At 48.8% G+C, this 18,606-nt stretch carries 16 protein-coding genes and 1 other RNA gene; 14 read left to right on the top strand and 3 right to left on the bottom strand.

Annotated features, from left to right (window positions below):
• Positions 1-4 precede the first annotated feature (4 nt).
• The 4 genes from ACQ5DJ_RS12815 to ACQ5DJ_RS12800 all read left to right on the top strand — a co-directional run bounded on the left by ACQ5DJ_RS12815 (position 5) and on the right by ACQ5DJ_RS12800 (position 4,140).
• Complete coding sequence (locus ACQ5DJ_RS12815) at positions 5-517, top strand: adenine phosphoribosyltransferase (protein ID WP_017247577.1); 513 nt, start codon at positions 5-7, stop codon at positions 515-517.
• 383 nt (positions 518-900) lie between these two features.
• Positions 901-3,072 carry a RelA/SpoT family protein gene (locus tag ACQ5DJ_RS12810; protein WP_429842818.1) on the top strand — a complete coding sequence of 724 codons (2,172 nt, stop codon included), beginning with the start codon at positions 901-903 and terminating at the stop codon, positions 3,070-3,072.
• 51 nt (positions 3,073-3,123) lie between these two features.
• Entirely contained in the window at positions 3,124-3,561 is a 438-nt protein-coding gene (gene dtd / locus ACQ5DJ_RS12805; protein WP_429842817.1) for a D-aminoacyl-tRNA deacylase, read from the top strand.
• 27 nt (positions 3,562-3,588) lie between these two features.
• A complete protein-coding gene (locus ACQ5DJ_RS12800; RefSeq protein WP_429842816.1) occupies positions 3,589-4,140 on the top strand; it encodes a short-chain dehydrogenase in 552 nt (183 codons plus the stop codon).
• Between the two features lie 74 nt (positions 4,141-4,214).
• Here ACQ5DJ_RS12800 and ACQ5DJ_RS12795 read toward each other — a convergent pair whose 3' ends face one another.
• Positions 4,215-4,709: a DinB family protein gene (locus tag ACQ5DJ_RS12795; protein ID WP_429842894.1), complete on the bottom strand. Its 495-nt coding sequence runs from the start codon at positions 4,707-4,709 to the stop codon at positions 4,215-4,217.
• Positions 4,710-4,946: 237 nt separating this feature from the next.
• On the bottom strand, positions 4,947-6,842 hold the full coding sequence (locus ACQ5DJ_RS12790) for an SH3 domain-containing protein (RefSeq protein WP_429842815.1): 1,896 nt from the start codon (positions 6,840-6,842) through the stop codon (positions 4,947-4,949).
• Positions 6,843-6,988: 146 nt separating this feature from the next.
• Between ACQ5DJ_RS12790 and ACQ5DJ_RS12785 the strand changes: the two genes are divergently transcribed.
• From ACQ5DJ_RS12785 to ACQ5DJ_RS12755, 7 genes are all read left to right on the top strand, one after another.
• Complete coding sequence (locus tag ACQ5DJ_RS12785) at positions 6,989-7,159, top strand: hypothetical protein (protein WP_429842814.1); 171 nt, start codon at positions 6,989-6,991, stop codon at positions 7,157-7,159.
• A gap of 106 nt (positions 7,160-7,265) precedes the next feature.
• Complete coding sequence (locus ACQ5DJ_RS12780; RefSeq protein ID WP_429842813.1) at positions 7,266-8,789, top strand: coproporphyrinogen III oxidase; 1,524 nt, start codon at positions 7,266-7,268, stop codon at positions 8,787-8,789.
• Between the two features lie 491 nt (positions 8,790-9,280).
• Positions 9,281-10,555 carry a histidine--tRNA ligase gene (hisS, locus tag ACQ5DJ_RS12775; protein ID WP_429842812.1) on the top strand — a complete coding sequence of 425 codons (1,275 nt, stop codon included), beginning with the start codon at positions 9,281-9,283 and terminating at the stop codon, positions 10,553-10,555.
• 24 nt (positions 10,556-10,579) lie between these two features.
• Entirely contained in the window at positions 10,580-12,370 is a 1,791-nt protein-coding gene (gene aspS / locus ACQ5DJ_RS12770) for an aspartate--tRNA ligase (RefSeq protein ID WP_429842811.1), read from the top strand.
• Between the two features lie 50 nt (positions 12,371-12,420).
• Positions 12,421-12,602: non-coding RNA, 6S RNA (gene ssrS, locus ACQ5DJ_RS12765), on the top strand.
• A 91-nt stretch (positions 12,603-12,693) separates the two neighbouring features.
• Complete coding sequence (locus ACQ5DJ_RS12760; RefSeq protein WP_429842810.1) at positions 12,694-13,449, top strand: tRNA threonylcarbamoyladenosine dehydratase; 756 nt, start codon at positions 12,694-12,696, stop codon at positions 13,447-13,449.
• Between the two features lie 6 nt (positions 13,450-13,455).
• Entirely contained in the window at positions 13,456-14,814 is a 1,359-nt protein-coding gene (locus ACQ5DJ_RS12755; protein WP_429842809.1) for a replication-associated recombination protein A, read from the top strand.
• A gap of 17 nt (positions 14,815-14,831) precedes the next feature.
• On the opposite strand, the gene ACQ5DJ_RS12750 is transcribed toward ACQ5DJ_RS12755, so the two are convergent.
• Entirely contained in the window at positions 14,832-15,005 is a 174-nt protein-coding gene (locus ACQ5DJ_RS12750; protein ID WP_016739245.1) for a hypothetical protein, read from the bottom strand.
• A gap of 97 nt (positions 15,006-15,102) precedes the next feature.
• Between ACQ5DJ_RS12750 and cymR the strand changes: the two genes are divergently transcribed.
• The 3 genes from cymR (at position 15,103) to ACQ5DJ_RS12735 (ending at position 18,528) form a co-directional block, all read left to right on the top strand.
• Entirely contained in the window at positions 15,103-15,522 is a 420-nt protein-coding gene (cymR, locus tag ACQ5DJ_RS12745) for a cysteine metabolism transcriptional regulator CymR (RefSeq protein WP_429842808.1), read from the top strand.
• A gap of 27 nt (positions 15,523-15,549) precedes the next feature.
• On the top strand, positions 15,550-16,695 hold the full coding sequence (locus tag ACQ5DJ_RS12740) for a cysteine desulfurase family protein (RefSeq protein WP_429842807.1): 1,146 nt from the start codon (positions 15,550-15,552) through the stop codon (positions 16,693-16,695).
• Positions 16,696-16,863: 168 nt separating this feature from the next.
• Entirely contained in the window at positions 16,864-18,528 is a 1,665-nt protein-coding gene (locus ACQ5DJ_RS12735; protein ID WP_429842806.1) for a methyl-accepting chemotaxis protein, read from the top strand.
• The last annotated feature ends 78 nt before the right edge of the window (positions 18,529-18,606 follow it).

Raw genomic sequence — 18,606 nt, 5'->3', positions numbered from 1 at the left:
TTTCATGGATTTTAAACAATACATTCGTGTTATCCCGGATTTTCCACAGCCAGGTATTCGCTTCAAGGACATCACTACTCTGTTGAAGGATGGCCCTGCTTATAAAGCTGCGATTCAAGACTTGGCTGTCTTCGCTCGTGAAGTACAAGCAGACGTGATTGCGGGTCCAGAAGCACGTGGATTCGTAGTAGGTGCTCCATTGTCGTACGAAATGGGAATTGGCTTTGTACCGATCCGCAAATCTGGCAAGCTGCCATATGAATCCATCAAGGCGGATTACGACCTGGAGTATGGAAAAGATGCACTGGCAGTACACGTAGATGCTATCCAACCAGGTCAGCGTGTTCTGATTGCAGACGATTTGCTTGCAACAGGTGGAACCATTGAGACAACAATCAATTTGATTGAGCAACTCGGAGGCAAAGTAGTAGGAGCTGCCTTCTTCATCGAACTGTCCTACTTGGATGGACGTAGCAAAATAGGTGAAATTCCTATCAAATCGCTCGTTCAATATTAATTGATGCAACAAGGAAAAACGGGTGAAATGCCCGTTTTTTTCTTTTTTCTGCGGCTGTACATACTTTACAGGGGAATTCAGCTTTACAAGACGAACGACATACAAGATAATAGTATGAAATAGACAGACATGGTACGTGCAAGTAAGCCTTCGCCTGCGCCAAAAGGCTTGGCAAAGCCCAAGTTTTCTAGACGTATAGGAAAGTTCAAGTGCTTCACAGTGCGAAATGCGTCCAGGCTTAAACTTTCCGGAGCGCATCACGAAGTGCCTCAGCGTCTGCTTCCGGCAATACTTCGGTGAAACTTTCCGCTATAATGCGGTCGCTCCTCCGTGAGAAGGCCTCGAACGAGGTTATTTTACTGAGAGGATAAGGGAAGGGAACTATGATTACCGGCATTGATGAGATAGTTAAAAAAGCAAGCACCTATTTATCACAATCGGATATGGACCTGATTACACGTGCCTATCAGCTTGCCGAAAAAGCGCATGAAGGGCAAATACGCAAATCAGGCGTTCCTTACATTATGCACCCAATCGCCGTGGCGGGGATTCTCGCAAACCTGCACATGGATGCCGTTACGATTGCGGCTGGATTTTTGCATGATGTCGTGGAAGATACCGAGATTACGCTTGATCATCTTCGTGAGCAGTTCGGACCGGATGTAGCTCTCCTGGTAGATGGAGTGACCAAGCTGGAAAAAATTAAATACAAGTCCAAAGAAGAGCAGCTCGCCGAAAACCACCGCAAGATGCTGGTTGCCATGGCACAGGACATCCGCGTCATCATGATCAAGCTGGCAGACCGTCTGCATAACATGAGGACACTTCGGCATATGTCCGAGGAGAAGCAACGCGAGATTTCCGATGAAACGCTGGAAATCTTTGCGCCACTTGCCCATCGCTTGGGGATCGCTTCCGTCAAATGGGAACTGGAAGATACGGCGCTTCGGTATTTGAATCCGCAACAGTATTATCGGATTGTGAATTTGATGCAAAAGAAACGGGTGGAGCGTGAAGCCTATCTGAATGAAGCATCGGATACGATCAGAGAAAAGCTGGGCGAGTTAAATATCGAGGCGGAAATTTCGGGACGTCCGAAGCATATCTACAGCATCTTTAAAAAGATGACAAGGCAAAACAAGCAGTTCAATGAGATTTATGACCTGCTTGCATTGCGAATCATCGTGAATGACATCCGCGACTGTTATGCGGTTCTCGGTATCGTACACACCCTGTGGAAGCCGATGCCAGGCAGATTCAAAGATTACATTGCCATGCCAAAGACGAACATGTACCAATCTCTTCATACTACAGTGATTGGGCCAAAAGGTGAGCCGTTGGAAGTGCAAATCCGCACATGGGATATGCACCAGACAGCTGAGATCGGGATCGCGGCTCACTGGGCGTACAAGGAAGGCAAAAGCATCGTGCAAGGCTCGTTTGCAGAGAAGCTGGGCAGTCTGCGGGAGATTATTGAAGGCGGATCGGAAGAAGCTCCGAACGCGCAAGAGTTCATGGAAAGTCTCAAGCAGGATCTTTTCTCGGATACGGTTTTCGTCTTTACGCCAAAAGGCGATGTAGTCGAGCTGCCAAAAGGCTCTGTACCGCTGGACTTCTCCTACCGGATTCACTCTGCGGTAGGAAACAGAACGATTGGCGCCAAAGTGAATGGCAAGATTGTACCGCTTGACTATGCGATGAAAACAGGCGATATCGTCGAAATCCTGACCTCTAAGCATTCGTATGGTCCAAGTCAGGACTGGCTAAAAATGGCCAAATCCGCGCATGCTCGCAATAAAATTAAACAGTGGTTTAAAAAAGAGAAGCGGGAAGAAAACGTCGCCAAAGGTCAGCAGATGGTGGAAGCGGAGATCAAGTCGCGCAGCTTTGATGTAAAAGAAGCGATGACGGAAACAAACCTGAAGGAAGCGGCAGCCCGGTTTAATTTCCAAGGGGCAGAAGACATGTTTGCCGCGGTGGGCTATGGCGGCATTACGGCTTCGCAAATTACGACTCGTCTCCTAGACAAACTCCGTCGGGAGCGTGAAGAACAAAACCCGATCATTCCTGAAGTCAAACCGAATCCAGCAAATCGTTCTGCCAAGAGTGAGTCTGGCGTCAAAGTCCGTGGCTTGGATAATTTGCTCGTCCGTATTTCTCGCTGTTGTACACCTGTCCCAGGCGACCAGATTATTGGTTTCATTACAAGAGGTCGTGGGGTATCCGTGCATCGACTGGACTGTCCGAACGTATTGACAGACGAATGTACAGCGCGTCTGATTGATGTCGAATGGGATACCGATTTCAAACATAATTTCCATGTAGAGATCGAGATCACGGGCAATGATCGGAGCGGACTGTTAAACGATGTATTGCAGGTTGTGGCAGAGACAAAGACGAACATTGCGGCTGTCAGTGGCAAGTCCGATAAAAATCGAGTAGCAACGATTCATATGACCATCTCGATTAGTAATGTGGATCATCTGTTGAAAGTAGTAGAGCGCATCAAGCGCATCAAAGATATTTATTCGGTTCGCCGGATATTGAGCACCTGATCCCTAGTGGATTGGGTGTTCTTGTTTACATAACAGGAAGGATGAGTCAGTGTGAGGGTTGTTGTACAAAGAACGAGAGAAGCGAGTGTTATCGTAGCAGGTGAGGTCGTTGGACAAATTGATCACGGCTTAATGCTGCTGGTAGGAATTACGCATGATGACACAGAAAAAGAAGTAGAATTTGTTGCAGACAAAATTGCGAACTTGCGTATTTTTGAAGACGAGGAAGGCAAAATGAATTTCTCTGTTTTAGACAAGGGTGGTCAAATTTTGTCCGTATCTCAATTTACGTTGTATGGCGATTGCAGAAAGGGTAGACGACCTAACTTCATGGCTGCCGCGCGCCCAGAGCAAGCTGAACCGCTGTACGAGCTGTTTAACGCCAAGCTGCGTGAAAAAGGGCTCCAGGTGGAAACAGGACGCTTTGGCGCAATGATGGACGTACGTTTGTTAAATGATGGTCCTGTCACTCTGATTGTGGAATCGTAAATGACAACCATCAGGGGGAATGAAACCATGGCGCAAGAAGCATTGGTAATAGGTGCGAGTGGCATGCTTACAGAGGTCTCCCGATGGCTGGCTCGCCAAGGTTATCAAGTAACCGTACTTGGTCGTGATCCAGTCAAATTAAGAAGTGTCAGAGACGGTTCAACTCATCCAGAGTCGATTCATTTGATATCGCAAGACTACCACCAGACAGACAGCTTGCGTCAAGCTATCGCCGATCTGATAGAGAAGAGAGGGCCGTTGGATGTGGTTGTCGCGTGGATTCATTCGACTGCGCCGCATGCACTGCCTGTGATCGTGGAAGAACTGTCGCGTCCTGAGAAGCGCTGGCAATTGCTGCATGTGTGTGGGAGTGCTGCTTGGAAAAATCCACTGACAGAGCCTGCATCGGAATTCTGTATGTACCGACGGGTCATCCTCGGTTTTACGTTTGCAGGTGAGCATGCACGCTGGCTGACAAATGATGAAATCGCAGTTGGGGTGATTGGCGCTCTACAAGCATCTGAACGGCAAATCATCGTCGGTCAAGTCGAGCTGTGGGAGAAACGCCCGGCGTATTAATTCATAGAGTGAAGTCAAAAACAAAAAACGATTGCCGAATGCAATCGTTTTTGTCGTTTCAGTACTGATTCGGGTCAATGAATGAAATGGTTTGAAGGGAGGATCAGATTTTTGCCGATCAGGTTTGCGGAAATCGGCTTTTTCCCGATTTCTCGTGCCCATATCGATAGCTGTCCGACATGGTGGATTTCATGAGCGATCATGTGCCGCATAATTTCACCCCATGTGTACGTAACGATGCTGCCGTCTGGCTTCGTATCCTGAAAGGATCTTGTTTCCATACTTTCATCCCAATTGCGCAAAAATTGAAGCACATCCGGGCGAAAAGTTGCCTCCAGCTCACGAACCTTTTCCAACCGGTTATGAAGGTCGAAGCTTTCTTGAAAATCCGGCTTTCCCAGCATGACTTGAATCCAGCTCCACTCTACATCAATAACATGGAACAGTGTGTGTAAAATACCCCCGACACCACCGATGCGCGGACGAAGCAATCCTTCCATCGGAACATCCTCACACCATTTCAGCCATTCTTCACGAACCATCCAATTGTACTCAAACATGGTTTTAATAGAAATCACTCCATTTTTAAAGGTTAACTTGTGATCACCTGCGTCCATACCGTACGTTTGCTGATGTTGTGATTATTTTTCATCCGTCATCACTCCTTTCGATGCTTTATGTTATTCGCAAATCCTTTTGGAATTCCTGCCTACCTTGCCTTGATGCGATCGGATGCGCCATAAAAGAACCCCCCATAGGAGAGAGCTTGAGCAGCTTCTTTCGCATGGGGGGTTGTAAGAGAGGGATCAGCCTCCCTGATTGCTTTGTGTATTAAAGTACTGGACAATCCCTTTGAATAGACCGTCTGCGGCAAGATCCTGCTGTTTCTCGGAACGTGCGCGAATCTCATCGTTGTAGTTGGATAAGAAGGAGATTTCGGCCAAAATGGATGGCACCGGGTTTTCGCGTAGAACGAAATAGTCTCCGTACCGATAATTCATGTCCTTGTAGCTCGTCGCTTTCACCAGTTCCGTTTGAACCAGGGAGGCGAGCTTGCTAGAGTTACCTTGGTTGTAGTAGAAAATAATCGAACCATTCGTTGCAGAGTTTGGATGCGTATTGTGATGGACGCTAACAAAAATATTAGCCTGATTTTGAATCGCGATGTCGACGCGCTGTTGCAGGGTCAGTTTGCGATCATCAGCCCGTGTCATGATGACTTTTGCACCTGCTGCTTCCAGCTTGTTGCGCAGGAGCAGAGATACTTGCAGATTGACCGTTTTCTCTAAAGTAGAGAAGCTGGAGCCAGTCGAACCACCATCTGTGCCACCATGTCCAGCATCGACGACGATGACTTTGCCGACAAGATCATTACTGCGTACCACTGCTGACGCACCGTTAGCAGAAACGAGCCAACCTGCAATGTAGCCTGTGGAGCCGTCAGGGAAGTTTACTTGGAACCACTCGCCTGATTTATTGGCAATCCCATATTTCTCGCCAGGCTGTACCTGTTTGATAACATCGTGATCGGTACTCGGACCAGAACGAACATTGGTATCTGGATTCATGATCGTCACGTATGGGCCACTTGGTGTAGGCATGCTTGGTTGGTCCACCGTAATGTGCTGGCCTGCCACCCAGCCAGTTTTTCCGTCCGCCGCTTTGATGCGGTACCAGTCTCCTTGTTTTTCCAAAACAGTCAGCTTGCTTCCGACGGGAAATGTAGTTTGAATGGCACTGCTTGTGTTCGGTTCACTGCGCAAATTCAATCCGTCCGTTTTTACTGTGGCGGTTTGACTTGAAGAGGATGATTGTCCAGTCTGAGGTTGCGTGTTTCCATTTCCATTTCCATTTTCGGGCAGGGTCGGTTGACCTGTGTTCGGGTTGGTTTGATCGGTGGAGAGCCAAGCATTGACTCCATCGTAAGGGAATTGAATCCAACCGTTTTGTCTGTTCATGACCGTGATTTTCTCGCCCGCATGTAGTTGACCGATTGCAGGTGTACTGGCATCTGGCGTGGCGTATACGTACGGAGCGAAATCCAAGGTTAGGCTGGCTCCTTGTTCGGCAGGAGGCTTCGGTTGTGAGCCAGTGCCCGCTGGATTGGTCGTTGAGGGTGTACTACCTGTAGAGGGAGGAGAAACTGCTTGTCCCGTACCTACTTCTTTTACAAGCCAGTTTGCGACCCAGCCTTTTGTTCCTGCGTTGAGTTGAATTTGGAGCCATTCGCCATTCGTTTGCACGATGGGGTAGCGCGTACCTGGATTGATTGTTTGTACGACTGCATATGTCTGACCGGGTCCAGAACGAACATTGAGATTCGTTGTGGTGCTCTCCACTTGCTTGGCAGATAATGTTGCTGGTTTCTGTTGCTGTTGTTGTGTGCTGACGAGCCAGTTCGCTACCCAACCGCTTTGACCGTTCGGAAGCTTTACTTGAATCCAGTCATTTTTGGTGGAGATGACAGGCAGCACAGTTTTGTTCGGCAGTGTGGAGACGATAGCGTCTTGGAGGCTGGGACCTGAACGGACATTGAGCTTGTCCACGGTGACCTGAACAGAACCGGCGGCCCAGGCTGCAGAAACGGGGAGGGAAATGGCACAGGCGACAGTCAGGAGACTCATCAGGATCTTTTGACGAACAAACACGATAGACATCCTTTCCGAAATACGTAGCTTTTTGAATTCATTGCGATCTTGCATGTTTTTACCAAAATAATCACTTCGCTATTTCTCCTGCTTTTTCCTGCAAAAAACGACAAAGTTCTGCATGATTGCTTTTCAGCTGGCAAGGCAATACTAGATTTTACTAGACGCTAGTGCACGCAGCTTTTCAGGAGGAATTCATCGTGAGACAGTCAAAGAAGGAAACATTTGCGCAAGGATTGAATCGGCAGTTTTTGTCTGTTGATTTTCAAGACGATTTGGAGAAAGAAACGTCACTACAAAATGTAGAAATGGCTCAAGATTTTCATGCGGGCTTGAGGGATATCCAACATCCGCGGCAAAAACGGAAATGACCGTTTTTGCCACCTTGCACATGATGCCACAACTTGTCTAGTTGACCCGAGTAATCTCGTCGGCTATGATGAGGAGTGGCATTTTTGAAAAAAGCAGGTGAACTCCATGATACAGATCATATGTGAGGGACACGCATTCGAGCGGGAACTCTCCTTAATTCTCGCGTTATTTTACGAAGATCCAGCGCTCACTTTTGTGCCGGAGTGGACAGGTGAGGCTGATTTAAAAATCAAGCTGGCATTGACCATGCATGAAAATGGAGTCGTAGCTTCGGGAGAGTTATACGATGGCAAACGAAGCATCTCCCATCAGGTGGAGCGAGACTACGTAGCACGTGATGAAAAAGCGATGAAAAAGACGGCCAAGCAAGCTCTTTGCTATGCGCTGTTATTGATGTTGGAAGAATACACGGGCATGGAGCAAGGCTGGGGTATTTTGACCGGGATACGCCCGACGAAACTGCTGCACCAGTTGAACGCCGCTGGAGTAGACAGGCAGGAAGCACATAAGAGATTGCAGCAGGATGTGATTTTGCGTCCATATAAGCTAAAGCTTTTGCAAGAAATCATAGACAAGCAGCTCTATGTCGTGCCTGATTTGTATCAAATTGATCGTGAACTGTCTGTGTATATCGGCATCCCATTTTGTCCGACGAAGTGTGCGTACTGTACGTTTCCTGCATACGCGATTCGCAGTCATACGGCTTCGGTTAATCCGTTTCTCGAAGGTCTCCATTACGAGATAGAGCGTATGGGAGAGTGGCTTCGCGCGAACGACCAACGGATCACGTCCATTTATTTTGGTGGCGGAACTCCTACGAGTATTACCGCAGATGACATGAACCAGCTGTTTGAGACGATGCATCGTTCGTTCCCACACATGGGAGATGTGCGTGAGTTGACAGTTGAGGCGGGAAGACCCGACACGATTACACGCGAAAAGCTTGAAGTGATGAAGCAGTGGGAAGTGGATCGGATCAGCATTAATCCACAGTCGTTCACGCAGGAGACGCTCCAAGCAATCGGACGCCATCACACCGTCGAAGAGACGATTGAGAAATACCATCTGGCTATGGAGATGGGCTTGACTAATATTAATATGGACCTGATCATTGGGTTGCCAAACGAAGGCGTAGCCGAGCTGGCGCACAGCCTCCAAGAGGTAGAAAAGCTAATGCCTGCTTCGCTTACGGTTCATACGCTGTCTTTCAAGAGAGCATCTGAGATGACGCAGAACAAAGAACGCTACAAGGTCGCCAGTCGTGATGAAATTAGTAAGATGATGGAGATGGCTTCCGAGTGGACAGCGGCGAACGGCTATGACCCGTACTATTTGTATCGGCAGAAAAATATTTTGGGTAATTTGGAGAATGTCGGATATGCCAAGCCAGGGCAGGAGAGCATCTACAACATCATGATCATGGAAGAGGTACAAACCATTCTTGGTCTCGGCTGTGGTGCAGTCTCCAAGCTGATGGCTCCAGGAAGCGGTAAGCTGACGCGCTTTCCGAATCCAAAGGACCCGAAAACGTACAATGACACGTACAAGATATTGGTCGAAAACAAACTCCGTGATTTGGATGAGATCTATTCAGGTGCGAGAACGGCTGGACAGGTATCTGGCAAGTAAGTGATGGATATACTGATCCTTAATAAAAAAAGTTTTACATGAGCGCCTGTTGACGGCTGTTGGCGGGTTTGCTATGATTCACATTAAGCTTTTTTATTGAATAAGAAATGATCTGATGACGGGAACAAGTATCCAGGAACCGGATGCCCAGAGAGAAAGCGCCGTGGCTGAGAGTGCTTTCGTATAACGGCTTGGTGAATGACATCCCTGAAGACCGCAGTGAACGGCTGAAAGAAATCTCTTTCCCCAGTAACTGGCAGGCGTGTGCCGGCGTTAACGGCTAATAAGTGGGATAGCCTTTTATGATTGTAGGGCTATTCAAACAGGGTGGCACCACGGGAGTATAACCAGTCTCTCGTCCCTGACATGCGGCGATTTGCTAAATGTCAGGAGACGAGGGACTTTTTTATTTGTTCAAAAATAAAGGTTCCTTGATCCTGAAGGTTTGGCTTTAGCCCGAGTTTTTGAAAAGACATGGAGGTTCGAGAGGAATGACAAGAATCCAGATCCCACGCGGTACGCAGGATATCATGCCTGGTACTGTAGAGCTGTGGCACTACGTGGAGGCCAAGGCCCGCGATCTGTGTCGCCGCTCCAATTACGCGGAAATTCGTACGCCGCTGTTTGAGAGCACAGAGTTGTTCCAACGGGGTGTAGGCGAGACCACGGATATCGTGGAAAAAGAAATGTACAGTGTAGCCAATCCGCGCAGTACGGATGCTCTCACGCTGCGTCCAGAAGGGACAGCGGGTGTTGTTCGCTCCTACGTGGAAAACAAGCTGTACGGTGTACCTAATCAGCCTACCAAGCTGTACTACCTAGGACCAATGTTCCGTCACGAACGTCCGCAAGCAGGCCGCTATCGCCAATTCGTCCAATTCGGTGCAGAAGCGTTCGGTTCAAGCGATCCAGCGATCGATGCAGAAGTCATTGGCCTTGCAATTCGTCTGTATCAGGAGCTCGGATTGACAGGACTTTCTGTGGAGTTGAACAGCGTAGGTACAGTAGAAGACCGGGCGCGTCACTGTGAGCATTTGCTCGCACATTTGAACGGCGTTCGCTCCGAGCTGTGCGAGGATTGCCAATCTCGTATCGATCGCAACCCGCTGCGCGTGCTCGATTGCAAAAATGAAAAATGCAAAACACTAACGATGGACGCTCCGTCTATTTTGGACTACTTGAGCGAAGAATCCGCGGCACACTTCGGAGCCGTACAAAATTACTTGACCGCGTTGGATATTCCGTTTCATGTAAATCCGCGTCTGGTTCGCGGCTTGGACTATTACACACTGACCGCATTTGAAATCAAAATGGCAGAGATCGGTGCGGTAGAAACGCTTTGTGGCGGTGGGCGCTACAACGGACTGGTTGCAGAGCTGGGTGGCGACGATATGCCGGGCATTGGCTTCGCACTTAGTATCGAGCGTCTGCTGTTGGCTCTTGAAAAGCAAGGTGTTCAACTGCCGATCTCGGGTGGCATCGACTGCTTCGTAGTGGTGCAGACACCAGAAGCGAAAACAACAGCCTTCGTCCTCGTAGACCAATTGCGCCAAGCCGGGATTGCGGCTGAGCTGGATTATCTGGATCGGAAAATGAAAGCACAGCTGAAGCAAGCAGATCGTCTACAGGCTCGTTTTACGGCGATCATCGGTGAGTCTGAATTAGCGAATGGCACGGTTGTTCTAAAGGAAATGGCAACAGGCGAGCAACAAGAAGTGAAACGCGAGGAACTCGTTTCGGTACTCGCTGCAAAAGCAAATCAATAAAACAAATCGTTGGGGGAAATGATCATGTCTTGGCAATATCGCACCGTACATGGTGGAGAAGTAACAACAGCACACGTTGGGCAAGAAGTCGTACTGAACGGATGGGTACAAAAGCGTCGCGACCTCGGAGGCGTCATCTTCATTGACTTCCGTGACCGCACTGGCATCGTCCAAATCGTATTCAACCCGGAGTACAACAAAGAGGCTTGGGAAGCGGCTGACAAAGTGCGTAGCGAATACGTACTGGTGGTAAAAGGGAAAGTTGTAAACCGTGCACCAGAAGCAGTCAATCCGAAGCTGAAAACCGGCGAAGTAGAAGTGCACATCTCTGAAATCGAAATCTTGAACGATGCAAAAACGCCTCCGTTCCTGATTGAAGACGAGATCGAAGTAGATGAACAAGTTCGTCTGAAATACCGCTACCTGGACTTGCGTCGTCCTGAAATGCAGCGCTCCCTGATTTTACGCAGCAAAGCAGCGAAAGCGTTCCGTGACTATCTGGATGAGAACAGCTTCGTGGAAGTAGAAACACCAATTCTCCAGAAGAGCACACCTGAGGGCGCACGTGACTACCTCGTGCCTTCCCGTGTACATCCAGGCGAGTTCTACGCACTGCCGCAATCGCCACAGTTGTTCAAACAGCTTTTGATGGTATCCGGCTTGGAGCGCTATTACCAAATTGCTCGTTGCTTCCGTGACGAAGACCTGCGTGCTGACCGTCAGCCTGAATTTACTCAAGTGGACATTGAGACCTCTTTCCTGTCTATGGAAGAAATTCTGCCAATGATGGAAAAGATGGTTGCTCACGTATTCAAGCAAACAGTTGGAGTAGACGTACCGACTCCATTCCCTCGTCTCACGTATGCGGATGCAATGGCGCGTTACGGTTCTGACAAACCAGACGTACGTTTCGGCATGGAGCTGACAGACGTATCTGATCTGGTTGCGACAAGCGACTTCAAAGTGTTTGCAGCAGCAGTAGCTGGCGGCGGACAAGTAAAAGCGATCAACGCAAAAGGTTGCGGACACTACTCCCGTAAAGAAGCAGACGACCTGGGCAAATTCGCTTCCCGTTATGGCGCGAAAGGCTTGGCTTGGATCGGCTTCAAAGACGGCGAGATCAAAGGGCCAATTGCGAAGTTCTTTAAAGAAGAAGAAATCAACGAGATGAAAGCACGTCTGGCGGTAGAAGAAGGCGACTTGCTCTTGTTCGTTGCAGACAAACCAAAAGTAGTAGCAGATGCCCTGGGTGCTCTTCGTTCCAAGCTGGGTGCTGAACTCGGTCTGATTGACCAAAGCCAGTTCGCATTCCTCTGGGTGGTAGACTTCCCACTGGTTGAGTGGGATGAGGATGCAAAACGCTACGTTGCCCTGCACCATCCGTTCACACGTCCAAAAGACGAAGACCTGCACCTGTTCGACACCGATCCAGGTCAAATGCGCGCACAAGCGTACGACATGGTTCTCAACGGATACGAGCTTGGCGGAGGTTCCATGCGGATCTTCAAGCGCGACGTGCAAGAAAAAATGTTCACCACACTTGGCTTTACACTAGAAGAGGCGCGTAAACAATTCGGCTTCCTCATGGATGCATTCGAATACGGTACACCTCCACACGGTGGAATCGCTCTCGGCTTGGACCGTCTGATCATGCTTTTGGCTGGCCGCACTAACCTGCGCGAAGTCATCGCATTCCCGAAAACAGCAAGCGCGAGCGACCTGATGGTAAACGCTCCAGATGTAGTAGACGGAAAACAATTGAAAGAGCTGTCCATTGCAACAATTGTCACAGAAGAAGAAAAGGTGGAAGCGTAATCGACTTGCGCAACTGCATTGCTCTTTGATACATTGGTAATACTATGATGAAAGCCCTGCGATGCTCGTGACATCCGATAGTTTTGAGCCACAAAGTTTGTTTAGGGAGTTTTTCGTCCGTGATTGTAAAGGCATGCCTCCTTAGAGTGGACGTCTGTAACAGTTCGGCAAGACACCCACCTGCGATGAGCAGGTTCAAAACTAAGGAGCAACACGGCATAATGGGGCTCCTTTTTCTATTTCAATCCTACTTTTCCGATTGACTATAAGTGCGTGTTGAACTACCCAATAATCTCGCTTGCGAATGAAAGGTGACACGAAATATGCTTCATCAATTTTCTCGTTGTGAATTGGCCTTCGGTCCCGAAGGTTTGGAAAAAATGAAAAATAGCCGCGTTGCTGTATTAGGAATTGGCGGAGTGGGTTCCTTTACGGTGGAAGCGCTCGCACGTACAGGTGTAGGTAAGCTCGTTTTGGTAGATAAGGATGTAGTAGACATCACGAACATCAACCGCCAAATCCATGCGACGCTGAACACAGTCGGTCAAAAAAAGGCTGAGCTCATGAAGGAGCGCATTGCGACGATCAATCCAGAGTGCGAGGTCGTAACTCTCAATATGTTCTACAATGAAGAAACAGCGAATGCGCTGTTTGAACATGAACTCGATTACATCGTGGATGCCATGGACACCATGTCCGCGAAGCTCCATGTAATTAAAGAAGCGAAGCGTCGCAATATCCCTATTATTTCTAGCATGGGTGCGGCGAACAAAATGGACCCAACCCGTTTTGAGGTTGCCGATATTTCCCAAACGAGTTATGATCCGATTGCAAAGGTCATTCGTCGTGAGCTACGGAAAAGCGGTATCTACAAAGGGGTAAAAGTTGTATATTCTCGTGAGATTCCCATAACCGTACGTGTAGATGTACGCGAACAGATCGTTTCCAACCCGAGCTCACCGATTAGCAAAGTGCGGATGCCTCCAGCAAGCAATGCTTTCGTGCCTTCTGTAGCTGGTTTAATTTTGGCCAGTGTAGTGGCAAGAGATATTTTGGAGTGGCAGCCTGTAAAAGGATAGTGGAACATGGATGATTTATTCACGTTTGCCTACGACCAGCAGGGTGGCGGCAAACAGAAGCCATTGGCTGCACGGATGCGGCCGCAAACGATTCAAGATGTGATCGGGCAATCGCATATTTTGGCACCTGGAATGCTGCTCCGACGCGCGATTGAAGCAGATCAAGTGTCCTCTGTCATTTTTTACGGACCTCCAGGTACAGGGAAAACAACGCTGGCAAAAGTCATTGCGCGGACCACACGCACGCATTTCTCCGAGTTAAATGCTGTTACGGCCGGTGTCGCTGACATCCGTAAAGTGGTAGATGCGGCAAAGGAGCGGCTCGTCATGGACAGTCAGCGGACAACGTTGTTCGTAGACGAGATTCACCGCTTCAATAAATCGCAACAGGACGCCCTTCTTCCTTATGTGGAGGAAGGCACGATCACTTTGATCGGCGCTACGACGGAGAATCCTTTTTTCGAGGTGAATCCGGCGCTTTTGTCGCGTTCACAAGTGTTTTCCCTTCAATCGCTTTCTCATGAGGAATTGAAGCAGGTCATGGATCGGGCACTATCTGATGAAGAAAACGGATTGGCGGAGCTATTTGTTACCGTAGAACCGGAAGCGGCAGAGCATTTAATTCAATACGCGGAAGGGGATGCCAGACGTTTGCTGAACGCATTGGAACTGGCAGTGACAACGACGCAACCAGGAGCGGATGGACGAATTACGGTAACACTGGACGTCGCTGTAGAATCCATTCAACGCAGGGCTGTACGCTACGATAAGAGTGGGGACAACCATTACGACACGATCTCCGCTTTTATTAAATCCATTCGTGGTTCTGATCCGGACGCAGCGCTTTACTGGTTGGCGAGAATGATCGATGCTGGAGAAGATTCGAGGTTCATTTCTCGCCGGTTGGTCATTTCGGCTTCAGAGGACATCGGAAATGCTGACCCGCAAGCGATCACAGTTGCGATGTCCTGCTTTCAGGCGGTAGAATTGGTGGGAATGCCTGAAGGGCGTATCCCTTTAGCACAAGCAACGACGTACCTGGCAACTGCCCCCAAAAGTAATGCCGCTTACAACGGAATTAATTCTGCGTTGGATCGTATCCGAACGGATGGTCACAAACAAGTTCCGATTCATCTGCGAGATTCTGCTTACAAGGGAGCTGCGAAGCTGGGACACGGTCAGGGATATCTGTATCCACATAACTATCCATATGGGTATGTACCCCAACAGTATCTGCCTGACGGTGTAAACTACTCGTTCTACCAGCCAAAGGATCACGGCTATGAGCGTCACATTCGCCGCTTCCAGGAAGAAAGACAGAAGATGGATGGACGTGGGTTGCCAAGGAAAAACTCCCCCGACTAATTAGGGGGAGCTAACATTTACGTGCGGACGTTTCCGCCTGGTTTATTAGGCAAATCACCGTTTTCATTCGGTTGTTTGCTCTGCTCACTCGCTCCGTAACGGGCTTTGTGAGCAATCGTGCCTGCGGGTTGGTCGTACAAGGTTTCGGACGGGTGGTTGGGACCTCGTTCCGAGCGTTTGTTCGTTGTCATCTGCATATCACCCCCTAAGATGTTAGTGTGTCCCATGATACAGAAGACATGTAGGGGGCGGGCGCGTATTACCGATACAAAGAGGAGAGTTGTTAACGTGAAGATTTCGACGAAAGGACGTTACGGGCTGACGATCATGATGGAATTGGCCAACCGTTGCGGAGAAGGGCCGACTTCACTGCGGAGCATCGCCCAAAAACACGATTTGTCTGAGCATTATTTGGAGCAATTGATTGCACCTCTGCGAAACGCGGGTTTGGTAAAAAGCATTCGTGGCGCATATGGCGGTTACGTTCTGGCAAAGCAGCCGGATGAGATTTCTGCTGGTGATGTGATTCGCGTGCTGGAAGGACCGATCAGCCCTGTGGAATTTGCAGAGGAAGAAGACCCAGCTAAGCGTTTTTTGTGGCTGCGTATTCGGGATAGTATTTCTGCTGTTCTGGATTCGACTTCCCTTCAGGACTTGATCAGCTTTGAAGACGATAGTCTTGCCGATAATTATATGTTTTATATCTAGAATATAAGTTAGTAGAAGGTGACAGCAGTGTCAGATCTAATGTATTTTGACCACGCAGCTACTACGCCTGTACATCCGCGTGTAGTTGCTGCAATGACTCCCTATTTGACTCAAGTATTCGGGAATCCATCCAGTGTTCATGGTGCAGGTCGCGAAGCGCGAAAGGCGTTGGAGCATGCGAGAGACACGATTGCCGACTTTATGGATGCTGATCCGCAGTCGCTCATCTTTACGAGTGGCGGGACAGAAGCGGACAATATGGCAATCATCGGCGCAGCAATGGCACAGCGCGAACATGGTCGTCATATCATTACTTCGCAAATCGAGCACCATGCAGTCTTGCATGCTTGTGAATTTTTGGAGCAGGCTGGATTTGAAGTGACATACTTGCCTGTTGACCAGACAGGAATGGTCCGCATCGAAGACCTGAAACAAGCGGTTCGCCCGGATACGGTACTTGTGTCGATTATGTACGGGAACAACGAAGTAGGAACGATCCAACCAATTGAGGAAATCGGTACCTTCCTGCGTGAAAAAGGGATTGTTTTCCATACGGATGCCGTACAGGCTTTTGGTGTACTGCCTGTCCATGCACGGAAGCTGCCTGTTGATATGCTCTCGGTATCCGCTCATAAAATTAATGGTCCAAAAGGAGTCGGCGCTTTGTATTTAGCGCGTAAGGTTCCGTTTTCCCCGATTTTGCACGGCGGTTCACAAGAGCGCAAACGCAGAGCGGGAACAGAAAACCTGGCCGGGATTGTTGGGTTTGCCGAAGCGACAAAGGTAGCTGGTGAGGAAATGGCGGAGCGGGTTGAAAAGTATGAGCAGATGAAAGCAGCGATGATCGCAGTCTGGCAGGAAGCAGGAATTACGTTCTGCCTGAATGGACATAGCGAGCAAGTATTGCCACATATTTTCAATGTGTCCTTCCCTGGTGCACATACAGAAACCATGCTGATGAATCTGGATATCGCCAAGATTGCAGCAGCGAGCGGCTCAGCTTGTACATCTGGATCGTTAGAGCTGTCACACGTGCTGAAAGCGATGCACTTGGACGAGAAGATTGTGCATTCAGCTATTCGTTTCAGCTTTGGAATGACGAATACGGTGGAAGAGGCGAAGCAAGCTGCTACAGCGATTGCTGGGATTGTAAAGCGCTTGGTACGCGAATAACGCAGAATGAAAGCCGTTTGGATAAGCCAAGCGGTTTTTTCATTTGAGCAAAAGCGGGTTTCTTATTGGAGTTTGTGGTGAATTGTGGAAGAGGATGGTAAAATGATACTGTGGTACTAATCCTGAAGAACTATACAACTCGGATCATCCGATAAGGAGAGGACTTTCATGTTGGCCAGACGCTACTCTATTCGCTACAAACTGGTGTTTACGATACTCATCCTAACCATGCTTCCATTAATGGTTGTCGGCTATATCCAATTTGAAAATGCACGCAGTGCGCTATACAAGCTGGCTGTATCTGACTTGCAATACATAACGGAAATGAAGGCACGTGAGCTGGCTGTTTACGCACAAGATGCAACGAGTAATGAGGAGAACAGACAGAAAATTAATGAAATAACACGCGAGGTGGCCGAAAAATATTACCGGCCAAACGGCATGGTTGGCTACGCCTATATCTTGGATGCGAGTGGAATTGCTATTTTTCATCCAGACCCGAAAGTCGAAAATACCTCTTTGGCGAATGAAGAATTCACGCAAGTCATGCTCGCTCAAAAAAACGGCTGGATCGAATATGAATTCGGCGGCTCTACCAAAGTGGCGGCGTATAAGCAACTGCCGAACGGGTGGATTCTAGTCATTGGCAGCTACGAGAATGATTTGCTGACGACGATTGAGAGCAGTCGTCCGATGATGTTTCTCCTCAACCTGATAAGTGCCACCTTAGCGCTGGTCACAGGCATTTTTATTGTCAACAAGCTGGTACGTCCGCTAAAAGAGCTAGTATCGGCAATGAAGCGTGCAGAGACAGGAGATTTGACCACGCATGTGACTGTGCGTTCCCAGGACGAGCTTGGGGAATTATCGTCGATGTACAATGAGATGATGGGGGTATTTCGCAGCATGGTCAACGAGGTGCAGCGAGTAGCCCAGCAGGTCGCGGCAGCTTCGGAAGAATTAACAGCGAGTGCGACAGAAAGTGCACGTGCTTCCGAGCAGATTTCCATGGCTTCCTCGGAAATCGCTACAGGTTCCGAACAACAAAAACAAACGGTGACGGATACAGTACGCTTTTTGTCTCGCATCGGTGGAGATATCCAACTCATTGCAGTCTCGACCTCTCAAGTAAATGCTGATGCGACAGACGCCAATCGATTGGCACAGGTTGGTGAAGGCAAGCTGAAAGAGCTCGTACAAGAAATGGATCAAATCACGAATCATGCCCGTAGTACGGAGCAGGTTATCCGCGAGCTTGGCTCTCAATCCGAGCAAATCATGGGAATCATCACGATCATTCGTCAAATATCCAACCAGACGAATCTATTGGCTTTGAATGCCGCCATCGAGGCTGCACGGGCGGGGGAACAGGGACGCGGCTTTGCGGTTGTTGCCCAGGAGGTACGTAAGTTGGCTGAGCAATCGGGTGAGGCTGCAGAAGAGATCGCAGGCTTGATTCATACGATCCATACAGATATTCTCGCCGCTGTATCGGCAATGGGAACGACTGCAGTTGCTATACAGGATGGACGCGAAGGAGTGGCCCAGGCAGGAGACAGCTTCCAGCAAATCTTGGTGGCCGTTCAAGACGTCAGCCAGCAAGTACATCGTATGAACGATGCAGCCCAAGGGATTCATCGCGATACCGTACAATTAGTGAGTCATTCCGAAAAAATAGCTGGACTTGCAGAAGTAGCGGCCAGAGATACACAGGAAGTGGCAGCAGCGTCCGAAGAACAGTCAGCAACGTCCGAAGAAATGACGGCAGCATCAGAAACACTTGCGAAAATGGCCGAGCAGTTGTCAGAACAAGTAAAACGATTTACAATTTAAGACGAGCATACGAGAAATCCACTTTCGAGAGAAGTGGATTTTTCCTTTCTGGAACGGTTTTTATGTCAGGAGGCGTTT

Origin of the sequence: Brevibacillus sp. FIR094, assembly GCF_050477165.1 — a bacterium.
In the GTDB taxonomy this organism is placed as follows: Bacteria; Bacillota; Bacilli; order Brevibacillales; family Brevibacillaceae; genus Brevibacillus.
Note: the sequence above shows the minus strand (reverse complement) of the source record. Positions and strands in the feature narration are given on the sequence as shown.

Coding starts and splice junctions, on each gene's coding strand:
- ACQ5DJ_RS12815 (WP_017247577.1), top strand. CDS start 5: ATGGATTTTAAACAATACATTCGTGTTATCCCGGATTTTCCACAGCCA.
- ACQ5DJ_RS12810 (WP_429842818.1), top strand. CDS start 901: ATGATTACCGGCATTGATGAGATAGTTAAAAAAGCAAGCACCTATTTA.
- ACQ5DJ_RS12800 (WP_429842816.1), top strand. CDS start 3,589: ATGGCGCAAGAAGCATTGGTAATAGGTGCGAGTGGCATGCTTACAGAG.
- ACQ5DJ_RS12790 (WP_429842815.1), bottom strand. CDS start 6,842: ATGCAAGATCGCAATGAATTCAAAAAGCTACGTATTTCGGAAAGGATG.
- ACQ5DJ_RS12780 (WP_429842813.1), top strand. CDS start 7,266: ATGATACAGATCATATGTGAGGGACACGCATTCGAGCGGGAACTCTCC.
- hisS (WP_429842812.1), top strand. CDS start 9,281: ATGACAAGAATCCAGATCCCACGCGGTACGCAGGATATCATGCCTGGT.
- aspS (WP_429842811.1), top strand. CDS start 10,580: ATGTCTTGGCAATATCGCACCGTACATGGTGGAGAAGTAACAACAGCA.
- ACQ5DJ_RS12760 (WP_429842810.1), top strand. CDS start 12,694: ATGCTTCATCAATTTTCTCGTTGTGAATTGGCCTTCGGTCCCGAAGGT.
- ACQ5DJ_RS12755 (WP_429842809.1), top strand. CDS start 13,456: ATGGATGATTTATTCACGTTTGCCTACGACCAGCAGGGTGGCGGCAAA.
- ACQ5DJ_RS12750 (WP_016739245.1), bottom strand. CDS start 15,005: ATGACAACGAACAAACGCTCGGAACGAGGTCCCAACCACCCGTCCGAA.
- ACQ5DJ_RS12735 (WP_429842806.1), top strand. CDS start 16,864: ATGTTGGCCAGACGCTACTCTATTCGCTACAAACTGGTGTTTACGATA.